Here is a 19,802-nt window from a genome sequence, read left to right on the forward strand (position 1 = left end):
TTAAATTAATAAAATTATGCTTATTATCGAAGGAGCTTACCTATGCAACCAGCTGAAAAAACACCTAAACAAATCGTAACTGCTTTGGACGAATATGTTATTGGTCAACACGAAGCTAAGCGTGCGATTGCTGTCGCTTTACGCAACCGTTATCGGCGGATGCAACTTGCCCAAGATATGCAAGATGAGATCACGCCAAAGAATATGCTAATGATCGGTCCCACCGGGGTTGGTAAAACCGAAATTGCCCGGCGGCTAGCCAAAATCGTGGTCGCCCCTTTTGTAAAAGTCGAGGCAACAAAGTTTACTGAAGTTGGTTATGTTGGCCGTGACGTTGAATCAATGGTCCGTGATCTAGTTGATGTTGCCATTGAGATGGAACGCAAAGTTCAGTACAAGAATGTCCGCGCTGAGGCTAGTCGCCAAGCTGATAAACGGTTAGTCAAGTTGCTGGTGCCCGGTGTTAAAAAGCAACCCACTCAACAAAATCAAATGCAGGGATTAATGAGTGCCTTTACCGCAATGCAAAACGGTCAGAATCCTTTACAGAATACCGAAGAAAAAGAAGAAGTTACCGATACGGTACGGGACCAGCGGCTTTCAGTAAAGGAACAGCTTGATCGTGGCTTATTAGAAAATGAAGAAGTAACGATTGAAATGGCGGATCCCAAACAAGCCGTTGCCATGAATAATAACAACATGATGGGCCAAATGGGGATCGATCTCAGCGAGACCTTAGGCGCCTTGACGCCCAAGCGGAAAATTAGCCGAACAGTGACGGTTAAAGAAGCTCGCGAAGTATTCATCAAAGAAGAGTCTGAAAAATTAGTCAATGAAGCAGATATTTACCATGCTTCGATCAAACGTGCGGAAAATACAGGGATCATTTTTATTGATGAAATCGATAAGATCACAGCAAATGGTCAACAAAATAGTGGCGAAGTTTCCCGTGAAGGGGTCCAACGCGATATTTTGCCGATCGTTGAAGGCTCCGCAATTACGACTAAATATGGCACGATCAATACGGATCATATTTTGTTTATTGCTTCAGGTGCCTTCGCCGACAGCAAGCCTAGTGACTTGATTGCTGAACTACAGGGCCGTTTCCCGATTCGGGTCGAGTTGGATGACCTCTCTAAAGAAGATTTCGTTCGGATTCTAACTGAACCAAACAACGCGTTGATCAAGCAATATATGGCGATGATCGCCACTGATAATATCCATACCACCTTTACTAAGGAGGCAATTGAGCGGATCGCCGAAATTGCCTACAACGTTAATCATGAAACGGAAAATATCGGTGCGCGGCGCCTGCATACCATTTTAGAGAAATTGCTTGAAGATATTCTCTACGAAGGACCCGATATGGAAATGGGTGATATCACCATCACTGAAAAATACGTGAACGATAAAATTGGTGATATCGTTGCCGATAAAGATTTAAGCCGCTATATTTTATAGCATCGATCCAACCTAATTTTAAGGAGGGCTAGTATGACACTTTCAATAAAAAACCAATTTCTACAGGCAAATTTCACGGAAAAAGGGGCCGAATTGACCAATTTGATTTCCTTAGACTCCGGTAATGAATATATTTGGCAAGCCGATCCACAAGTTTGGGGGCGTCACGCACCGATACTCTTTCCATTTGTTGGTCGTTTAAAAAATGATGAATATCATTATCAGGGTAAAACTTATCATATGGGCCAACATGGCTTCGCCCGTGATCGTGACTTTACCGTAGTTGATCATGGTGCAACATCAATTAGTTTCGAGTTGACTGATGATGAACAAAGTCGGCAGATTTATCCTTTTGCGTTTGTACTAACTGTGACTTATCAATTAGTTGATAACGATCTTGAAGTGTCTTATTTTGTGCATAATCCGGCTGATAGCGATCTTTATTTCTCAATTGGTGGTCATCCCGGCTTCAAAATCCCATTGACCGACGATACAGCCTTCGAGGATTATTATATTAGTTATGAACCAAAAAAATCACGGGTACAGATTCCATTAGTGGGGCCATTTAATGATGCTGCCCACAAGACATTAGCCGCCACTGATGCCGATCATGATTTATCACATGAACTATTCCAAGATGATGCGCTAATCTATGAGCTACACCAACCAAATACGTTCACTTTGAAAAATGATCATAACCAACATAGTATCTCTGTGACGGTGCCCAATGCGCCGTACACTGGTATTTGGTCACCGTATCCAGGGACTGGTGATCTAGTTTGCATCGAGCCTTGGTGGGGTATTGCCGATAGCTTAGAAACAAGCGGTGAATTAACTGAAAAAATGGGTATCAATCAATTAGCTGCTGGTGCTGACTTCACTGGTAGTTTTACCATCACTGCCCATCAACGCCGCGGATTTTAACTGATCATTACCAAACAAGGCAACAAAAAAACGAGGCTGAGCCTCGTTTTTATTTGTTTGAATTTTTATGGTAGCCAAAGCCAAATGGAACTTTGTTTTCAGTGCCCGTTCGAATTCGTTTAAAATTATCACGGTGCATATAGATAATAAAACACATCAAGATAATTGCAACACCGCTTAATAGCAGATCGTGGAAGAAAAAAGATAGGCCCACGATGATCACCATGCCTAACATACTAGCCACGCTAACCATGCGGGTGAAGTAGACTAAACTACCAAAAACTAACCAACAAATTAGAAAGAATAGTGGGTTATAGGCTAAAACGATCCCAGCACTAGTCGCGACTGCTTTGCCGCCGCGGAAATGATCAAAGATCGAAAAGCTGTGCCCGATAACCGCCGCTAAGCCGATTAGTAATGGGTTATAGAACGGGTGACTAAAGCTACCAAATAAATAGGGTAAAGCGGCAGCGAAAGTTCCTTTAAACATATCCATGAATAACACGATCAAGCCTGCTTTTTTTCCCAATACTCGAAAAGTGTTAGTAGTGCCAATATTGCCACTACCCAAGGTCCGAATATCCTTGTGATATACTCGTTTACCTAGCCATAAGCCGGAAGGAATTGCGCCCAATAGATAAGCACACAACAGCATTATTGCAAACTTCAAATTAATGCCTCCTAATAAATATGTAAGTTTGTGCTAGTCTGTATTTTAGCATGTTTCTTATTTTCTAGCTACACTGACCAAAAATGTGTTAAAATAGGATAGCGAACATTCGTTCTGCTTTGACTTTTCAAATCGTTTCGCATAAGGTAAGATAGTATCTTGAGCGGTCTTTATTAATCAGAACGTTGTATATTAAAGCTAAATTTAGAACTGCCAGGCTAACTTAAACTTTAAAGTTAGCGCCTTAAATTTACTAAAAGACACTGAGCACAGCACTATTTTTGCTAGCAGCGGTTGAAACCCATGCTTGGTTTTTGACGTGTCTGATCAAAGTTTCATTTTTTGAAAAGGAGTTTTTGTTTGATGAAAGAAAACCAAACGGCGTATAATGATGCTTCAATTCAGGTCCTACAAGGCTTAGAAGCAGTTCGTAAGCGTCCTGGTATGTATATCGGTTCAACCGACAGTAAAGGGCTACACCATTTAGTCTATGAAATTGTCGACAATGCTGTCGATGAAGCTTTAGCTGGTTTTGGTAAGGAAATTGATGTAACGATCCATAAGGACAATAGTGTGACCGTCCGTGACTTTGGTCGTGGAATGCCAACTGGTATGCATTCATCAGGTATTCCAACTATTGAAGTTATTTTAACGGTTTTACATGCAGGTGGTAAGTTTGGCCAAGGCGGCTATAAAACTTCAGGTGGCTTGCATGGTGTCGGTTCAAGTGTTGTTAACGCACTATCTGAATCGCTGGTGGCCACTGTCGTCCGTGATGGCAAAAAATTCCAGGAAAGTTTTCGTAATGGCGGTCAACCAGTAGGCACGCTAAAAAAATTAGGTAAAACTAAGGAAGCTAATGGCACCACGCTTACCTTTAAGCCGGATTCAACTATTTTTACGACCATTGATTTTAACTATAACGTCTTAGCTGAGCGAATTCGGGAATCAGCTTTTTTATTGCGTGACGTTAAGTTTATTTTTACTGATGAACGCGGTGAAGGTCATCAAGAAATTTATCATTATGAATCTGGAATCAAGGAATTCGTTGACTATCTAAACGAAGACAAAGATACGCTTGGCCCAACAATGTTTTTCTCTGGTGAAAAAGATGGTATCCAAGTTGAATTTGCCGGTCAATACAATGATGGCTATTCAGAGAATATTTTGTCATTTGTCAACAATGTTCGGACTAATGATGGCGGTACCCATGAAGCAGGTATGAAGACTGCCTTAACGCGCTCATTTAATGATTATGCCCGCAAAGTTAATTTACTTAAAGAAAAAGATAAAAATCTTGAAGGTAGCGATGTGCGCGAAGGGTTATCCGCCGTCATTTCAATTCGGATCCCCGAAGAGATTTTACAGTTCGAAGGTCAAACCAAGGGGAAATTAGGCACGCCACAAGCTCGCGCAGCAGTCGATAATGTGATCGGTGAACAGCTAGCCTATTATCTACTTGAAAATGGCGATTTTGCTCAAATGATGGTCAAAAAGGCGCTGAAAGCTCGTGAAGCACGGCAAGCTGCCCGTAAAGCCCGTGACGATAGTCGTAATGGTAAACGCAAGAAAAAGACTGAGCGTTTATTGTCAGGTAAATTGACGCCGGCCCAGTCGCGTAATAGCAAACGTAACGAACTTTACTTAGTCGAAGGTGATTCTGCCGGGGGCTCAGCAAAACAAGGCCGTGATCGTAAATTTCAGGCTATTTTGCCGCTTCGTGGTAAAGTGATCAACACCCAAAAGGCGAAAATGGACGATATTTTAAAAAATGAAGAAATCAGCACGATGATCTACACGATCGGTGCTGGCGTAGGCCCAGAATTTTCTGTAGCGGATAGTAACTACGATAAAATCATCATTATGACCGATGCCGATACGGATGGTGCCCATATTCAAATCTTGTTGCTGACTTTCTTTTATCGTTATATGAAGCCGCTGATCGAAGCCGGTAAGATTTATATTGCTTTGCCACCACTCTATCGTTTACAAAAAGGCAGTGGTAAGAATATTAAAACCCGTTATGCTTGGACCGATGACGAATTAGCCGCTGAAATGAAAACGTTCGGTAAGGGAACCAGCCTACAACGTTATAAAGGCCTTGGTGAAATGAATGCTGATCAACTTTGGGAGACAACAATGGATCCTGAGTCACGGACTCTGATCCGCGTTCGAATCGATGATGCAGCTTTAGCCGAACGGCGAGTCACCACCTTAATGGGTGATAAAGTTGCGCCACGGCGTAAATGGATCGAAAGTCATGTTCAATTTTCCATGGCGGAAGAAGGTAGTATTTTGGAGACCAAAACAACTAACCATACCGCTAGTAATGTAGAAACTGATGCCCCTAATCAAGATCAAGTAGTAAAGTGAGTGAGTAGATGAGTGACCAACAGAACATTCAAGAATTAACTTTAGAAGAAGTTATGGGCGATCGTTTCGGTCGTTATTCAAAATATATTATTCAAGAACGGGCATTGCCTGATATTCGTGATGGTTTGAAGCCAGTTCAGCGTCGAATTTTGTATGCAATGAATCGCGATGGCAATACGCATGATAAAGGTTTCCGTAAATCGGCAAAATCCGTTGGTAATGTCATGGGTAATTTTCATCCCCATGGCGATTCTAGTATTTACGAAGCCATGGTACGCTTAAGTCAGGATTGGAAATTGCGGGCACCATTGATCGATATGCATGGTAATAATGGCTCAATGGATGGCGATTCACCTGCAGCAATGCGGTATACCGAAGCACGCACCAGTAAAATTGCTGGTGAAATGCTACAAGATATCGATAAAGAAACAGTTGATTTTGTTCCCAACTTTGATGATACCGAAGAAGAACCAACCGTTTTACCAGCACGCTTTCCTAATTTATTAGTCAATGGTGCAACTGGGATCTCAGCAGGTTATGCGACCGAAATTCCACCACATAATTTAGGTGAAGTTATTCAAGCCTTGATCTACTTATTAGACCATCCTGATGCTGATTTAGCGAAATTGATGACCTTTGTTAAAGGTCCTGATTTTCCAACTGGTGGCATTATTCAAGGGCTTGATGGCATTAAACAAGCCTACGAAACAGGCCGTGGTCGAATTGTGGTCCGTTCGCGTACCGAGGTGTTGGAATTGCGTGGTGGTCGCGAACAGATTGCGGTTAGCGAGCTGCCTTATGAAGTCAATAAAGCACTATTAGTTAAGAAAATAGATGAGATCCGAATTCTGAAAAAAGTCGATGGTATCGCAGAAGTTCGCGATGAATCTGATCGTCGTGGATTGTCGATCATGGTCGAACTAAAAAAAGGTGCTAATGCCCAAGGTATCTTGACGTATCTTTTAAAGAATACTGATCTACAAGTAACTTATAATTTTAATATGGTCGCCATTAATCACCAACGACCTGATCAATTAGGTTTAAAGCAGTTATTAATGGCTTACTTGGAACATCAGCAAATTGTGATCACGCGACGTACTCATTTTGACCTAAATAAGGCTCAAGCGCGGCAGCACATCGTTTTAGGTTTGATCAAGGCGTTGTCGATTCTAGACCAAGTCATTAAAGTGATCCGCCAAAGTAAGAATAAGAAAAATGCCAAAGATAACTTAGTTCAAGCATTTCAATTCTCCGAGGCACAAGCCGAAGCCATTGTTTCATTGCAATTATATCGCTTGACCAATACGGATATTACTGCATTGGAACAGGAGCAAGCTGACTTGGCAGCGCAGATCATTAAGCTGCAAAAGATTCTCGATGAACCTAAGGAACTAGCGCGCGTGTTAAAAGCGCAATTACGTCAAATCGATCGCGATTATGGAACAAAACGTTTAAGTGAAATTCAGGCTGAAATTGAATCACTAAAGGTCGATACAAAAGTTGTTATCGCTGACGAAGCAGTCGTTGTGGCAGTTAGTCATGACGGATATTTGAAGCGCAGTAGTTTGCGTTCATATAATTCTTCAACTGATGATGACAACGGCTTAAAGGCAGAGGATTTCTTAACCTTCCAGCAACAGTTAAGTACTTTAGACCACTTATTCATGTTCACTAACAAGGGCCATGTGATCTATCGGCCAGTATATGAGCTTAGTGATGCACGCTGGAAAGATACCGGTGAACATATTTCGCAGACGATCGGTTTAGCTGCTGATGAAGCAATTATCCATACGTTTGCCTTTAGTGAATTAAAACAAGTTGGGCATTTTATTATCACGACAACTGATGGCTATATTAAACAAACTGAATTTAATGAGTTTTTACCTGGCCGTACCTATAAGTCACGGGCGGCGCAAGCGATTCGTTTAAAGCAAGCAACTACGTTTGTAACTGATGTTATGTACATTCAACCAACTGAAGTCGATCAATATGATGTCTTTTTAGCAAGTCATAATGGTTATGGCCTGCGTTATCGCTTAGAAGAAGTACCAGTTATCGGTGCCAAGGCTGCCGGAACTAAGTCCATGGCGCTTAAAGAAGGCGATCACGTGGTCAATGCAATCTTGGTACCACGTGATGCTGCGGCACCAGTAACGATCATTACGCAACGTGGGGCATTAAAGCGGATGAACGTACAGGAAGTCACAGAAACTAGCCGTGCCCGGCGTGGTATGCTAATTTTGCGTGAGCTAAAACATAATCCGCACCGCGTTCAAATTATGGCAGGTCCGTTAGCTGCCGGCGCGCATTTACTAATACAAACTGATAAACGGCAAACTATTTTATTAACGCCTACTGATCATCCAATCAGTGATCGTTACTCTAATGGTTCATTTGTTCTTGATACTGAGAATGTAGGTACGCCAATAATTGGTTACCCAGAAATTGATTTTACACAAGCCGACCAATAATACCGTTAAAAGAGCTGTACCATAATTCACTTATGGTGCGGCCCTTTTTTAATTGGAATAGGTCAGTCAACCTACAGTTAGCAAAGTCTACGGCCTTATCCTGTTATAGTTTATAATTAATCTGTTATATATATTAATATAACAGAAAATGGAATAGGTAATGTAAGTATAAAATATTTATTTCTAACTTCCGGAAAGCTTTTAGTTGTCCCCATTAGATTTATTCTTAAAATATTCATGAAAAAAACTAACACAAAAGCAAAGAAAGGGCTTGCATAACGAACGCTTTATGTTATACTAATTTATGAAAACTGTTACATTGATGTTCAACATTTTAAGGAGGCACTTAATTATGAAACAGCTCCAAGCAAATGATACGACAACCGAAGCATGGGACGGATTTAACGGCGGCGACTGGCAAGAAGCAGTTGATATTCGCGATTTCATCCAACGTAACCTTGTTCAATACGATGGTGACGAAAGTTTCTTAGCTGGCCCAACTGAAGCAACCACAACCTTAAATAATAAAGTTATGGCCTTAAAACAACAAGAACGTGAAGCTGGCGGTGTACTTGACGCTGATAACAACATTCCAGCAACATTAACTTCACATGGCCCTGGCTACATCGAAAAAGACTTAGAAAAAATTGTAGGCTTACAAACTGACAAACCTTTGAAACGTGCATTCATGCCTTATGGTGGTATCCGAATGGCTGAAGACGCACTTGAAGCTTACGGCTTTAAGACAGATCCACAAATGCATCAAATCTTCTCCGAATGGCGTAAAACCCATAATGAAGGTGTTTTTGACGCTTATACTCCTGACATGCGTAAAGCTCGTCACTACAAGATCATCACTGGACTACCTGATGCATATGGGCGTGGCCGGATTGTTCCTGATTTGCCACGGATCGCTTTATATGGTATCGATCGCTTGATCGCAGAAAAAGTTGCTGACCATGGTAATGTTGGCGATGGTGAAATGACTGACTCAGTTCTTCAGTTACGCGAACAAATCTCTGATCAAGTTAAAGCACTTAAAGGCATGAAAAAAATGGCTGCTAGCTATGGTTTCGATATTTCTAAACCTGCTAAGACAGCCGAAGAAGCCGTTCAATGGGTCTACTTTGGCTACCTAGCAGCAGTTAAAACTCAAAATGGTGCCGCAATGTCTGTTGGTCGGATCGATTCATTCTTGGATATCTTTATCCAACGTGATCTTGACCGCGGTTTGATCACTGAAACTGATGCTCAAGAATTAGTTGATCAATTTGTTATGAAATTACGGATGGTACGTTTTATTCGGACAACAGATTACAATGATTTATTCTCTGGTGATCCAATTTGGGCAACACTTTCTATGGCTGGTGTTGGTATGGATGGTCGTCATCATGTCAACAAGACTAGTTTCCGTGTTTTGAAGACTTTAGAAAACATGGGTGCTGCGCCTGAACCTAATATTACTTTATTATGGGACAAACGCTTACCAGACGGCTTCAAACGTTATGCCTCAAAAGTTTCAATTGATAGTTCAACTATTCAATATGAAAATGATGCCTTGATGCGTAATCAATGGGGTACCGACTATTATGGGATTGCTTGCTGTGTTTCTGCACAACCAATCGCTGATGGTGTCCAATTCTTCGGTGCTCGCGCTAACATGGCTAAAACCGTTTTATACGCGATCAACGGTGGTATTGATGAATTGGGCAAAGCACAAGTAGGCCCAGCTGCTGAACCAATCAAGACTGAGTATATTGATTACGATGACTTTATGACAAAATTTGATCGTCAATTAGACTGGGTTGCAGATGTCTATGTCAATGCTTTAAACGCAATTCACTATATGCACGATAAATACGATTATGAAGCTGAACAGCTATGCTTGAAGAATTCACGCTTAGACTATACTTTTGCAACTGGTATTTCTGGCTTATCACATGCAACTGATTCACTTTCTGCAATCAAGTATGGCCATGTTAAAATTATTCGTGATGAAGATGGAATCGCAGTTGACTTCAAGGCTGATAACGATTTCCCACGTTACGGTAACAATGATGACCGTGCTGATGATATCGCCAAGATGCTCGTTAAAAAGTTGTATACTAAGATGAATACACATCATCTTTACCATAACGCTAAGTTATCAACTTCTGTTTTGACGATCACTTCTAACGTTGTTTATGGTAAGAATACTGGTACAACACCTAATGGCCGTCAAGCTGGCGAACCATTCTCACCTGGTGCTAATCCTGCATACGGTGCAGAACAAAATGGTGCTTTAGCTTCCTTGCTTTCAACTGCTAAAATTCCTTATAAGTACGCAACTGATGGTATTTCTAATACTTTCGGAGTTACACCACGGACTTTAGGTAACGATATTAGCGGTCAGCAAGATACTTTAGTTAACATGGTCGATGGTTATATGGAAAACAACGGTATGCATTTGAACATCAACGTCTTCAACCGTGATACATTGAAAGACGCTCAAGCGCATCCTGAAAAGTACCCAACATTGACTGTTCGTGTTTCTGGTTACTGTGTCTACTTCGCAGATTTGACCAAAGAACAACAAGACGATGTTATTTCGCGGACATACTTCGAAGCAATGTAATAGTTTTCGTTTTAGAGAGTGGATGGATTGCGATTCATCCACTTTCTAGTAAAGCGCCTAAATTAGTTTAAACGCTTTACTAGAAAGTGAATGATTGATTTAATGATGGGGTGATGAGATGAAAATTTTTGAACAAGAACAATCATCAGTTGCAGTAGCCGATGAAACACCAACTGGTTTTGTACATTCAATTGAAACTTTTGGCTCAGTAGACGGGCCAGGCATACGTTACGTTTTATTCCTACAAGGCTGTCGGATGCGCTGTGAGTTCTGTCATAACCCTGATACCTGGAATCAGGGTGTTGGTGATCAAATGACTTCGGATCAGGTTTTAGCTGATGCAGAGCGCTATAAAGCATTCTGGGGAACGCAGGGCGGTATTACTACCAGCGGTGGTGAGGCCCTATTACAAATTGATTTTTTGATCGATCTTTTTAAAAAAGCGCGAGCGAAGGGGATTCGGACTTGCCTAGATACTTGTGGCCAGCCCTTTACCCGCAAACAGCCTTGGTTTGGCAAATTTGAAGAATTAATGCGCTATACTGATATTTCTTTAGTTGATATTAAACAAATCAACCCTCGTGAACATAAACGTCTGACTGGCTGGAGTAACGAAAATATTTTTGATATGTTAAGTTACATGTTGGCGCATAACAAACATATTTGGATCCGCCACGTTTTAGTCCCACAGCGGACTGATTTTGATACTGAGTTGATTCAAATTGGTAATTATATTAAAACAATTGCGCCGATCGTTGATAAGGTGGAGGTACTGCCATATCATACAATGGGTATCACTAAGTATGAAGAACTCGGCATTAACTATCCATTGGATGGTATTGAACCACCTACACAAGCGCGTGTGAAGAATGCAGAAAATTTATTGCACACAACTGATTACACTAATTATAAAAATTATCCAAACTACCCTAAAGCATAATTTGGAAGTTTGATTTATAACAGTAGCGTCTACTACCTAGCTAATAAACTACTAGGTTGAGTAGGGGCTATTATTTTTATAAAAAATTTAACTTATAATCACATTTTTGATGATAATTTATTTTATAATAAACTGCAGTACAGCAGATTCCACTTAATTAATTTTCCAAATGAAATAATTGTTATTTTATAAAGGTTTAGGTTATTATTAGTATAAGTATCCTAAAGGAGGATCACGTTTTGAAAACCAAACAAGAAAACATTTTTTCATCAAAAACGCTAACATATTTTCTACAATTGGCTGAAACGATGAATTATACACAGGCTGCTCAACTGCTCGGTATTACGCAGCCTGCCTTAACTCAGCAAATTAAGAAATTGGAGCGTAGTGTAGAGGCGCCGCTATTCTATTCAGTGGGTAAGAAGTTACACTTATCTGATGCTGGACGAACCATGCTGCAAACGACCCATGAAATTTATGAGTTATTAAATCAAGCAACTGATGAGATCCAACAAACAACTAGTGCCACTCAGGGCAAGATCTCAATCGGGTTATTAGCTTCAATTGAGGATCGTGTACTAGAGGATTTTGCTATTCACTACTACAAGGAAAACCCTGAAATCGAATTGAGTTTCCATATGTTGACTCGCAAAGAAATTTGGGAGCGCTTAGAGACGAACCAAATCGATTTAGCAGTGATGTATCTGCCAGATGATAGCATTAAAAACTGGAAGCCGTATAAATCAAAGAAAATTCTGAATGAGGATCTTTTATTCTTACACCATAATGATAAGTTAGCGAAGCGGAAGAAGATCAAGTATAAGGATACGATCGACAATAATTGGGTAACTTATCCTGAACGTTATTATTTGAATTCATTGATCAATGAATCCTATAAAAACCAGATGGTGGATATTCCTAATATTGTGGCGCATTTTACAACACCTAATCAAATTTTACGCTTCGCTCGTTCAACCCAAAGCTATATGGCGTTGCCTAATTCATTTGTACAGGCTCATCAAGAGGATATTGACTCTTATGTCGCATCATTTGACCCTGCGATTCGTTTTGATCTAGCGTTTGTTTTCCGCAAGGATAAAGATCAAATCCCAAGAATTGCTAACTTCTTAAACTCATTTGATGATTATATTGCGGCGCAAGATTACATTTCTCGCCTCAAAGAAACTACAGAAACAGATTAAATAGCTAAATTTACTCAGATAATTTGGCATACCGGATCGCCGCCGTGCTATAATTAATGGTGATTAGTACAACTAATAGAACAACATTATGAGGTATGGGGCGTACCGTGGTTAATAGCACTAAAACCACATGAAGAATATAATCATGTGGTTTTAGTGTGTGCCAAAAATTCGCTATTCACGTAGCGAGTCGTTCACAAATTTATTGGGAGTGTTTGTTATGAATAAACAATTAGTTTTTGGTCATCAAAATCCAGATACGGATGCGATCGTGGCAGCAATGGCTTATAGCCAGCTATTAAATCAATTAGGTGCTAACACTGAGGCTGTTGCTCTAGGCACACCTAACGATGAAACTAAGTATGTTTTAGACTACTTTAACGCTGAAGCACCTCGTGTAGTAACGACGGTCGCTAATGAAGTTAAAGAAGTTATTTTAGTTGATCACAATGAGGCGCAACAAAGTGTTGCTGACCGTCAGGACGTACAAGTTGTTGGCGTAGTTGATCATCACCGGATCGCTAATTTCGAGACAACCAGTCCTTTATATTATCGTGCTGAACCAGTTGGTTGTACTAGCACGATCATTACTAAGCTTTATCATGAAAATGAGCTCGAAATTCCTAAGCAAATCGCTGGTTTAATGCTGTCAGCAATTATTTCTGATACTTTATTGTTGAAGTCACCAACGACGACAGACGCTGATAAAGTTGCAATCAAAGAATTAGCAACAATTGCTGGTATTGATGCTGAAAAGTTCGGTTTAGAAGAATTACGTGCTGGTACCAATGTAGCTAGTAAGTCAGCTGCTGATCTGATTGATGCCGATGCTAAATCATTTACATTAGCTGGTAAAAACGTACGTATTGCTCAAATTAATACAGTCGACGTTAATGACATTTTTAATCGTCAACCTGAATTTGAAACTGCAATTAAAGAAGCTGTAGCTACCAACGGTTATGATTTATTTTTCTTGATGGTTACTAATATTCTTAACAGCGACACTGAAGCCTTAGTCATTGGCGAACCAACTGAACCAGTTGAAACTGCTTTTGAACAAAAGCTTAATGCCCAGCAACGATTAGTTTTACCTGGCGTCGTTTCACGAAAGAAACAAGTCGTGCCACAGTTAACAGCAGCATTCGAACAAAAATAAAACAAGCTATAAAAATAAACTTAGCCAGTAATTGGACTAAGTTTATTTTTATAGCACAAAAACAGCTTGTTTATCCGAATAGAATTGAAAAAGCACTACTTTGTATAATATATATTATGTAAACTAGGATAATTGAATTGAGATCTACGCCTAATTTAAGTTGTTTTTTCACTACCGCCCTGCTATAACCTGAGTTTTAGACTAAACGAAAAAGACACTCAAAAAGTGTCTTTTTCGTTTAAATTATTTCATCTTTGATCCAACCAATTGCAATGGCTTTTTCACCTAAATGTGCACCAACAACTGGACCAAAATAACTAATATCAAATTTTACCTGCGGATATTTAACTGCTAACTGATCACGCCATTCAATTGCAGCTGGTTCATCATTTGCGTGGATCACATACGCATGGATCGGATAATCTGTATATTGGACAGTTTTGTCGAATAATTCCTCAACCCGTGAATAAGCTTTCTTAAGCGAACGAATTTTTTCAAAGGCAACGATTTTATGTGAATCCTCGTCAAAGGTTAAAATCGGTTTAATGCGTAACATACTGCCAAGAAATGCTGATGCATTAGACAAGCGACCACCACGGACTAAATTCTGTAAGTCATTGACAATAAAGTACTCATTAGTCGTTTCGCGTAAGGCATCTAAGCGTGCTAAAATTTCTTCGACGGTTTTACCTTTTTTAGCCATTCTAGCAGCAGCTAAAACCATTTCACCCATTAAAACAACGGTGATCTGTGAATCATACGGGATAACGTGCGTATTTTTAACTAATTGAGCGACATTTTTAAGATTATTGACGAATCCAGAGATCGTACTGGCTAAGTGGATACTGATGACCGTATCGTAGCCCTGATCGCCTAAATGTTCGTACAGGGCGATCATTTCTCCAATTGAAGGCTGAGCGGTGCTAGGAAAAGACTCTGAATGACGTAGTTTCTCATAGAATTCGCTTGAAGTGATGTCAATACCTTCATTATAGGTTTGACCATCTAGAACTACGGGAATCGGAACGACCGTAATTTCATTTTCATCGATCAATTGCTGGGGTAAGTATGCCGTACTATCCGTCACAACAGCAATTTTCATAATAGAACACCTACTTTAAAGTTTTCATTATCTAAATAACTATACCATAATATCAATTAACACACAGCTGAAACCCTTAAATTTTATCGCCCCACCACCCGTCTGCTCACCTGCTGACCCTCAATTATCAGCCAGGTTTAAGCGTTGCGCACTGGTGAGTAAACGATTAAGTAATACTTTTAATAGTTGCTGTTCTTCTGTTGGCCAATTAGCTAGAATCGATTGTTCCAATGTGGCGCTAGCTTGGCGAAAGCGAGTAAATTGTGTTCGGCCTAAGGCGGTCAAAGTGAATTTCAGCTTTCGCTTATCTTGCTGTTCCCGCTGTTTTTGTAGCATCTTTTTATGTGTTAGTGCGGTTAGTTGCCGGCTAAGAGTAGAAACGTCCAAGCCAGTGGCGTGACGCAATTCAACCAAGGTTTGTTCTGATTCAATTAAATAACTGAGTAGACGGACATCTGCTCGATTTAAGTTGAGTTGTTGTCCAATTTGCTGGGTATAATGTTGACGCAGTTGTTCCAACGCCTGTAGTTCTTTAAAAATTGGCTCGATAGTTGATCACCCTCACTTAAACTGATTTAATTGTATCTTACAACAATTTAGTTGTAGATTACAATTAAATTATTATTCAGCTTCTTTGTCACCAAGGCACAAAACAAGTATAATTAAACACATCTTAACAAATTCAGAAAGCGAGGTGGCTTAATTGTCATTTGACGGTGTTTTTACCCACACAATGGTCAACGAGTTGGCACCTTTACTAACTGGTGGACGAGTTAGTCGCATCAGCCAACCCTATCCCAACGAACTCATTCTGACCGTGCGCGCTAAGCGGCACAATCAACCATTATTACTTTCAGCTCACCCTAGTTACGCTCGTTTACAAATCACTGAGATCCCGTTTGTAAATCCGGATAAACCAACGAATTTTACCATGACTTTGCGCAAATATTTGGATGGCGCTATTTTGAAGTCGCTTAAACAGATCGATAACGATCGCGTGGTCCATCTAACCTTTACGGCGCGCAATGAAATTGGTGACCAAGAAAATCTAGTTTTGATCATTGAAATGATGGGCCGCCACAGTAATATTATATTGGTTAATCAAGCTGATCAACGAATTATTGATACGATCAAACACATTGCGCATGATCAAAATCGGTACCGCCTATTGCTACCAGGAGCAACTTATATTGCGCCACCAAAGCAGGACGTTGTCGATCCTTTTACTGCGACACAGCCACTTTATCGCACGTTACCAGCTACGGCTGATGTTTTTGTTCAAGCTAAGCAATTACAGCAAACTTATCAAGGACTGGGTTTTGATACTGCATTAGAGTTAGCCACTCGTTTAACCCAAGCCGCTGATCAGGATCAGGCGTGGCATGATTTCTTTCAGGTCATCGACCAAGCACCACAACCGACGATCACTCACGATCCGAGCAAAAAGCAATTGCAATTTTCACCTTGCCCGTTTGTTAGTCAACCGGGAACACAAACGATTTACTCGTCTTGCAGTGAGCTATTAGATCATTTCTACCGTGATAAAGCACAATTAGATCGGGTACATCAACAAGGTGGTGATCTGATCCGTCTTGTTCAAAATGAATTGAAGAAAAATAAAAAGAAATACCGAAAACTCGAACAGACTTTGGCGGCTTCTGATAAAGCAGATACTTATCGCGTCAAAGGTGAAATCTTAACGACTTACTTACAACAAGTGACTCGTGGAATGACGTCGATCACCCTACCTAATTTTTACGCTGATGAAGCGCCGATTGAAATTAGCTTATCTAATCAGTTATCACCATCAAAAAACGCCCAGAAATACTTCACTAAATACCAAAAGCTCAAGAATTCTGTGCATTACGTTAATGAACAATTAGCGACCACACAACAAGAAATTGATTATTTTCAAGGTATTTTAACGCAGATCGATTTAGCGGCACCGAAAGACCTGCAAGATATTCAAGCTGAGTTACGCCAGCAAGGTTATCTACGTACTAAGAGTAAGCAAAAGAAACAGCGACCAAAGTTGAGCCAACCAGAAACTTTTTATGCCAGTGATGGCACTAAAATTCTCGTCGGTAAAAATAATCTACAAAACGATCGCTTAACTTTAAAAACGGCACGAAAAACGGATATTTGGTTACATGCCAAAGATATCCCTGGCTCGCATGTGATCGTTTCGAGTGACTCACCAAGTGAAACAACATTAGTTGAAGCAGCAAATCTTGCGGCTTACTATTCCAAAGCACGTTTATCAGCCACGGTACCAGTGGATTCAGTAATGGTCAAACGGGTGCATAAACCGAATGGCGCCAAACCTGGATTTGTTATTTATACGGGGCAAAAAACAATTACCGTTACCCCAGATGAACAACTGGTCCAAAAATTAAGTCAATTACCAAAATAGAAAAAGCAGAGGCCCTAGTTGATTAGGATCTCTGCTTTTTCTATTTGCCCCAATGCTCTGGATCAAGTCGCCATTGCTGCAACAACTCACGCTTAGCGGCATCAATATAGCCCGACTCAATTGCGGTTTCGACTAAAGCCGTATAGTTAGTCAACGTGTAAAATGGGATATCTGCTTGCGCAAAATTAGCCGTACTAGCAGCTAGTTCATAGCTAAAAATCCCACAAACGCCTAAAACAGTTGCGCCTTCATTTTTCACAGCGGTAACCGCCTTTAACACACTACCACCCGTAGAAATCAAATCATCGATCACCACTACCTTAGCTCCAGCTGTTAAATGACCTTCGATTTGGCGACCTTGGCCGTGATCCTTCGGTTTAGAACGAACGTAGATCAAGGGTAGATCCAACTTAGCTGCCACCCAAGCAGCGTGTGGAATCCCGGCAGTAGCCGTTCCGGCAATGACTTCAGCATCAGGGAAATGTTGGCGAATTAATTTAGCTAACCCTTTGGCAATGTGTTTACGTACTTCCGGATAGCTGATGGTTAAGCGATTATCGGTATAAATCGGACTTTTAATGCCACTAGCCCAAGTAAATGGCTGCTCTGGCCGTAGCGTAACGGCTTTAATAGCGAGTAAATCAGCGGCAATTTTATTTTTATTGCTAGTCATGTGCTACCTCCCAAAGTTGTTTGATCTGGTGATACGTGCTAACTGGATCGGTTGCTTGTGTAATTGGTCGGCCAACGACCAAACGATCACTACCAAATGCTGCGGCGTTTTGCGGCGTTACCACACGTTGCTGATCGTCAGCTTGGCTGTTAGCTAACCGAATTCCAGGTGTAATACAATGAAAATTCTGGCTAGTTGCTTGCTTAATTTTTTGTACTTCTAATGCTGAGCAAACGACACCGGCTAAGCCAGCTTGCTGCGCCAGTTGCGCCAGATGGGTCACACTGGTGATCAAATCAGTGTTTACTAATTGTTCCTGTTGCATTTGCTGCTCACTGGTGGAAGTTAGCTGGGTGACTGCGATCAATTCAGGTAAAGTTTGATTAGCTAGACTACCAGCCAGCAAACCACTCTGAGCCGCTTGCATCATGTTCAGGCCGCCAGCCGCGTGAACGTTCGTTAAGCGCACACCTAGGCCACCAAGGACACGCATACTTTGTTCTACTGTATGTGGGATATCATATAGTTTAAGATCAAGAAAGACATCATGCCCCGCCGCAACTAAATAGCGGACAATATCCGGCCCAACACTATAAAATAATTCCATACCGACTTTAACGTATAAGCGCTCGTCACGCGGAAAATGGGCTAAAAAAGCCTTAACTGCTGTTTGATCTGGGAAATCTAAAGCGATGATTGGTCGACTCATGCAGGATTCACCGCCATTTCATCAATTAAACTAGGCAAGTCCTTGATTTGGTATTGATCCATAGCTGCTGGCAAAGCATTAATAATATCTGGACAGGCTTGTGGATTGCTAAAATTTGCTGTACCGACAGCGACCGCACTAGCGCCAGCCATCATTAGTTCCAGGGCATCGGCTGCATTCATGACCCCGCCCATACCGATGATCGGTAATTTTGAAACGTGATGAACTTGATTGATCAGACGTACCGCAATTGATTTGATTGCTGGGCCTGAAAGTCCGCCTGTACGATTACCCAGCAAAGGTTTACGGGTTTTAAGATCAATTTGCATACCGACTAAGGTGTTGATCAAAGTAAAGCCATCAGCACCAGCCGCTTCTACCGCCCGCGCGATCACCTTAATATCAGTAACGTTAGGCGATAATTTAACGTATAGCGGTACTTGACTCACTGCTTTACAAGCCTTGGTTAAGTTATAAGCAGCCTCTGGCTCGGTTCCAAATTCCAAGCCACCATGCGCCACATTCGGACAAGAAATATTAAGTTCGATCGCCTTAACATTAGGTGCAGTCCCAATTTGGCGACAAACCTCTACATAGTCGGCTTCGGCTGATCCAGCGACGTTAGCAATGACTGGTAACGCTGGATAGCGTTGTTGTAACCAGGGTAATTTTTCGGTCATAATAGCCTCAATACCAGGATTTTGTAGGCCGATCGCATTGAGCATGCCACTAGTGGTTTCCGCTACCCGCGGTGTGGGGTTGCCCGTTCGTGGTTCTAAAGTAGCAGCTTTAACAATAATTGCCCCTAATTGGTCAAGATCATAAAACTCAGCGTAGCGTTGGCCAAAACCGAAGCAACCACTGGCAGGCATGATTGGATTTTTTAATTTAAGGCCTGGTAAGTCCACGGCTAAACGATTCATTAAACTTCCACCTCTCCCGTTGCGGTACTGTCAAACGTACCTCGTTTTTGTTATTAATTTCCGAATATTAAAAAACACCCGAACGTCTTTTTCTGGTATTCTTGGTGTGCGAACAACAAGAAAATCCAGAAAGAAGGATTCGAGTGCATACACCATTAATAGCCTATTTAG

General features: G+C 41.0%; 15 protein-coding genes. 9 read left to right on the forward strand and 6 right to left on the reverse strand.

All coding sequences use genetic code 11. The features are described from left to right. The first annotated feature begins 42 nt into the window (after window positions 1-42). Window positions 43-1,461 (forward strand): ATP-dependent protease ATPase subunit HslU, encoded by a 1,419-nt coding sequence (gene hslU, locus EKM76_RS01695; protein WP_125548942.1) that lies wholly within the window; start codon window positions 43-45, stop codon window positions 1,459-1,461. 33 nt (window positions 1,462-1,494) lie between these two features. After that, complete coding sequence (locus EKM76_RS01700) at window positions 1,495-2,385, forward strand: aldose 1-epimerase family protein (RefSeq protein WP_125548943.1); 891 nt, start codon at window positions 1,495-1,497, stop codon at window positions 2,383-2,385. Window positions 2,386-2,434: 49 nt separating this feature from the next. Here the strand turns inward: EKM76_RS01700 and plsY are convergent, their stop codons facing one another. After that, the gene (plsY, locus tag EKM76_RS01705) at window positions 2,435-3,061 is read right to left on the reverse strand and encodes a glycerol-3-phosphate 1-O-acyltransferase PlsY (protein ID WP_191986895.1); all 627 of its coding nucleotides are present in this window, start codon (window positions 3,059-3,061) and stop codon (window positions 2,435-2,437) included. 357 nt (window positions 3,062-3,418) lie between these two features. Between plsY and parE the strand changes: the two genes are divergently transcribed. From parE to EKM76_RS01735, 6 genes are all read left to right on the forward strand, one after another. Next, window positions 3,419-5,428, forward strand: coding sequence for a DNA topoisomerase IV subunit B (gene parE, locus EKM76_RS01710; RefSeq protein ID WP_125548945.1), 2,010 nt, complete (start codon window positions 3,419-3,421; stop codon window positions 5,426-5,428). A gap of 8 nt (window positions 5,429-5,436) precedes the next feature. Beyond that, window positions 5,437-7,899, forward strand: a complete 2,463-nt coding sequence (parC, locus tag EKM76_RS01715; RefSeq protein WP_125548946.1) for a DNA topoisomerase IV subunit A — start codon at window positions 5,437-5,439, stop codon at window positions 7,897-7,899. Window positions 7,900-8,251: 352 nt separating this feature from the next. Continuing rightward, window positions 8,252-10,513: a formate C-acetyltransferase gene (pflB, locus tag EKM76_RS01720; RefSeq protein ID WP_125548947.1), complete on the forward strand. Its 2,262-nt coding sequence runs from the start codon at window positions 8,252-8,254 to the stop codon at window positions 10,511-10,513. A 118-nt stretch (window positions 10,514-10,631) separates the two neighbouring features. After that, entirely contained in the window at window positions 10,632-11,453 is an 822-nt protein-coding gene (pflA, locus tag EKM76_RS01725; protein ID WP_125548948.1) for a pyruvate formate-lyase-activating protein, read from the forward strand. Between the two features lie 239 nt (window positions 11,454-11,692). After that, window positions 11,693-12,655: a LysR family transcriptional regulator gene (locus EKM76_RS01730; RefSeq protein ID WP_125548949.1), complete on the forward strand. Its 963-nt coding sequence runs from the start codon at window positions 11,693-11,695 to the stop codon at window positions 12,653-12,655. Window positions 12,656-12,875: 220 nt separating this feature from the next. Further along, window positions 12,876-13,811, forward strand: a complete 936-nt coding sequence (locus tag EKM76_RS01735; RefSeq protein ID WP_125548950.1) for a manganese-dependent inorganic pyrophosphatase — start codon at window positions 12,876-12,878, stop codon at window positions 13,809-13,811. A gap of 238 nt (window positions 13,812-14,049) precedes the next feature. Here EKM76_RS01735 and EKM76_RS01740 read toward each other — a convergent pair whose 3' ends face one another. Further along, complete coding sequence (locus EKM76_RS01740) at window positions 14,050-14,913, reverse strand: DegV family protein (protein ID WP_125548951.1); 864 nt, start codon at window positions 14,911-14,913, stop codon at window positions 14,050-14,052. A gap of 120 nt (window positions 14,914-15,033) precedes the next feature. Continuing rightward, window positions 15,034-15,432, reverse strand: coding sequence for a MarR family winged helix-turn-helix transcriptional regulator (locus EKM76_RS01745; RefSeq protein ID WP_225417852.1), 399 nt, complete (start codon window positions 15,430-15,432; stop codon window positions 15,034-15,036). Window positions 15,433-15,616: 184 nt separating this feature from the next. Here EKM76_RS01745 and EKM76_RS01750 point away from each other — a divergent pair, with 184 nt between their 5' ends. Then, window positions 15,617-17,326, forward strand: coding sequence for an NFACT RNA binding domain-containing protein (locus tag EKM76_RS01750; protein WP_125548953.1), 1,710 nt, complete (start codon window positions 15,617-15,619; stop codon window positions 17,324-17,326). Window positions 17,327-17,366: 40 nt separating this feature from the next. Here EKM76_RS01750 and pyrE read toward each other — a convergent pair whose 3' ends face one another. From pyrE to EKM76_RS01765, 3 genes are read right to left on the reverse strand one after another with little or no spacing between them, the layout of a single operon-like run. Further along, entirely contained in the window at window positions 17,367-17,999 is a 633-nt protein-coding gene (pyrE, locus tag EKM76_RS01755) for an orotate phosphoribosyltransferase (RefSeq protein WP_125548954.1), read from the reverse strand. After that, window positions 17,992-18,708 carry an orotidine-5'-phosphate decarboxylase gene (gene pyrF, locus EKM76_RS01760; protein ID WP_125548955.1) on the reverse strand — a complete coding sequence of 239 codons (717 nt, stop codon included), beginning with the start codon at window positions 18,706-18,708 and terminating at the stop codon, window positions 17,992-17,994. Before pyrF ends, pyrE begins: the two co-directional genes overlap by 8 nt. Further along, window positions 18,705-19,631 (reverse strand): dihydroorotate dehydrogenase, encoded by a 927-nt coding sequence (locus tag EKM76_RS01765; RefSeq protein WP_125548956.1) that lies wholly within the window; start codon window positions 19,629-19,631, stop codon window positions 18,705-18,707. Before EKM76_RS01765 ends, pyrF begins: the two co-directional genes overlap by 4 nt. Window positions 19,632-19,802: the final 171 nt, after the last annotated feature.

It is taken from the genome of Loigolactobacillus zhaoyuanensis (assembly GCF_003946385.1).
Classification (GTDB): Bacteria; Bacillota; Bacilli; order Lactobacillales; family Lactobacillaceae; genus Loigolactobacillus; species Loigolactobacillus zhaoyuanensis.

Bases quoted from the DNA above. Each gene is read 5' to 3' on its own strand.
- hslU (WP_125548942.1), top strand. From the start codon at position 43: ATGCAACCAGCTGAAAAAACACCTAAACAAATCGTAACTGCTTTGGAC.
- EKM76_RS01700 (WP_125548943.1), top strand. From the start codon at position 1,495: ATGACACTTTCAATAAAAAACCAATTTCTACAGGCAAATTTCACGGAA.
- parE (WP_125548945.1), top strand. From the start codon at position 3,419: ATGAAAGAAAACCAAACGGCGTATAATGATGCTTCAATTCAGGTCCTA.
- parC (WP_125548946.1), top strand. From the start codon at position 5,437: ATGAGTGACCAACAGAACATTCAAGAATTAACTTTAGAAGAAGTTATG.
- pflB (WP_125548947.1), top strand. From the start codon at position 8,252: ATGAAACAGCTCCAAGCAAATGATACGACAACCGAAGCATGGGACGGA.
- pflA (WP_125548948.1), top strand. From the start codon at position 10,632: ATGAAAATTTTTGAACAAGAACAATCATCAGTTGCAGTAGCCGATGAA.
- EKM76_RS01735 (WP_125548950.1), top strand. From the start codon at position 12,876: ATGAATAAACAATTAGTTTTTGGTCATCAAAATCCAGATACGGATGCG.
- EKM76_RS01740 (WP_125548951.1), bottom strand. From the start codon at position 14,913: ATGAAAATTGCTGTTGTGACGGATAGTACGGCATACTTACCCCAGCAA.
- pyrE (WP_125548954.1), bottom strand. From the start codon at position 17,999: ATGACTAGCAATAAAAATAAAATTGCCGCTGATTTACTCGCTATTAAA.
- pyrF (WP_125548955.1), bottom strand. From the start codon at position 18,708: ATGAGTCGACCAATCATCGCTTTAGATTTCCCAGATCAAACAGCAGTT.
- EKM76_RS01765 (WP_125548956.1), bottom strand. From the start codon at position 19,631: ATGAATCGTTTAGCCGTGGACTTACCAGGCCTTAAATTAAAAAATCCA.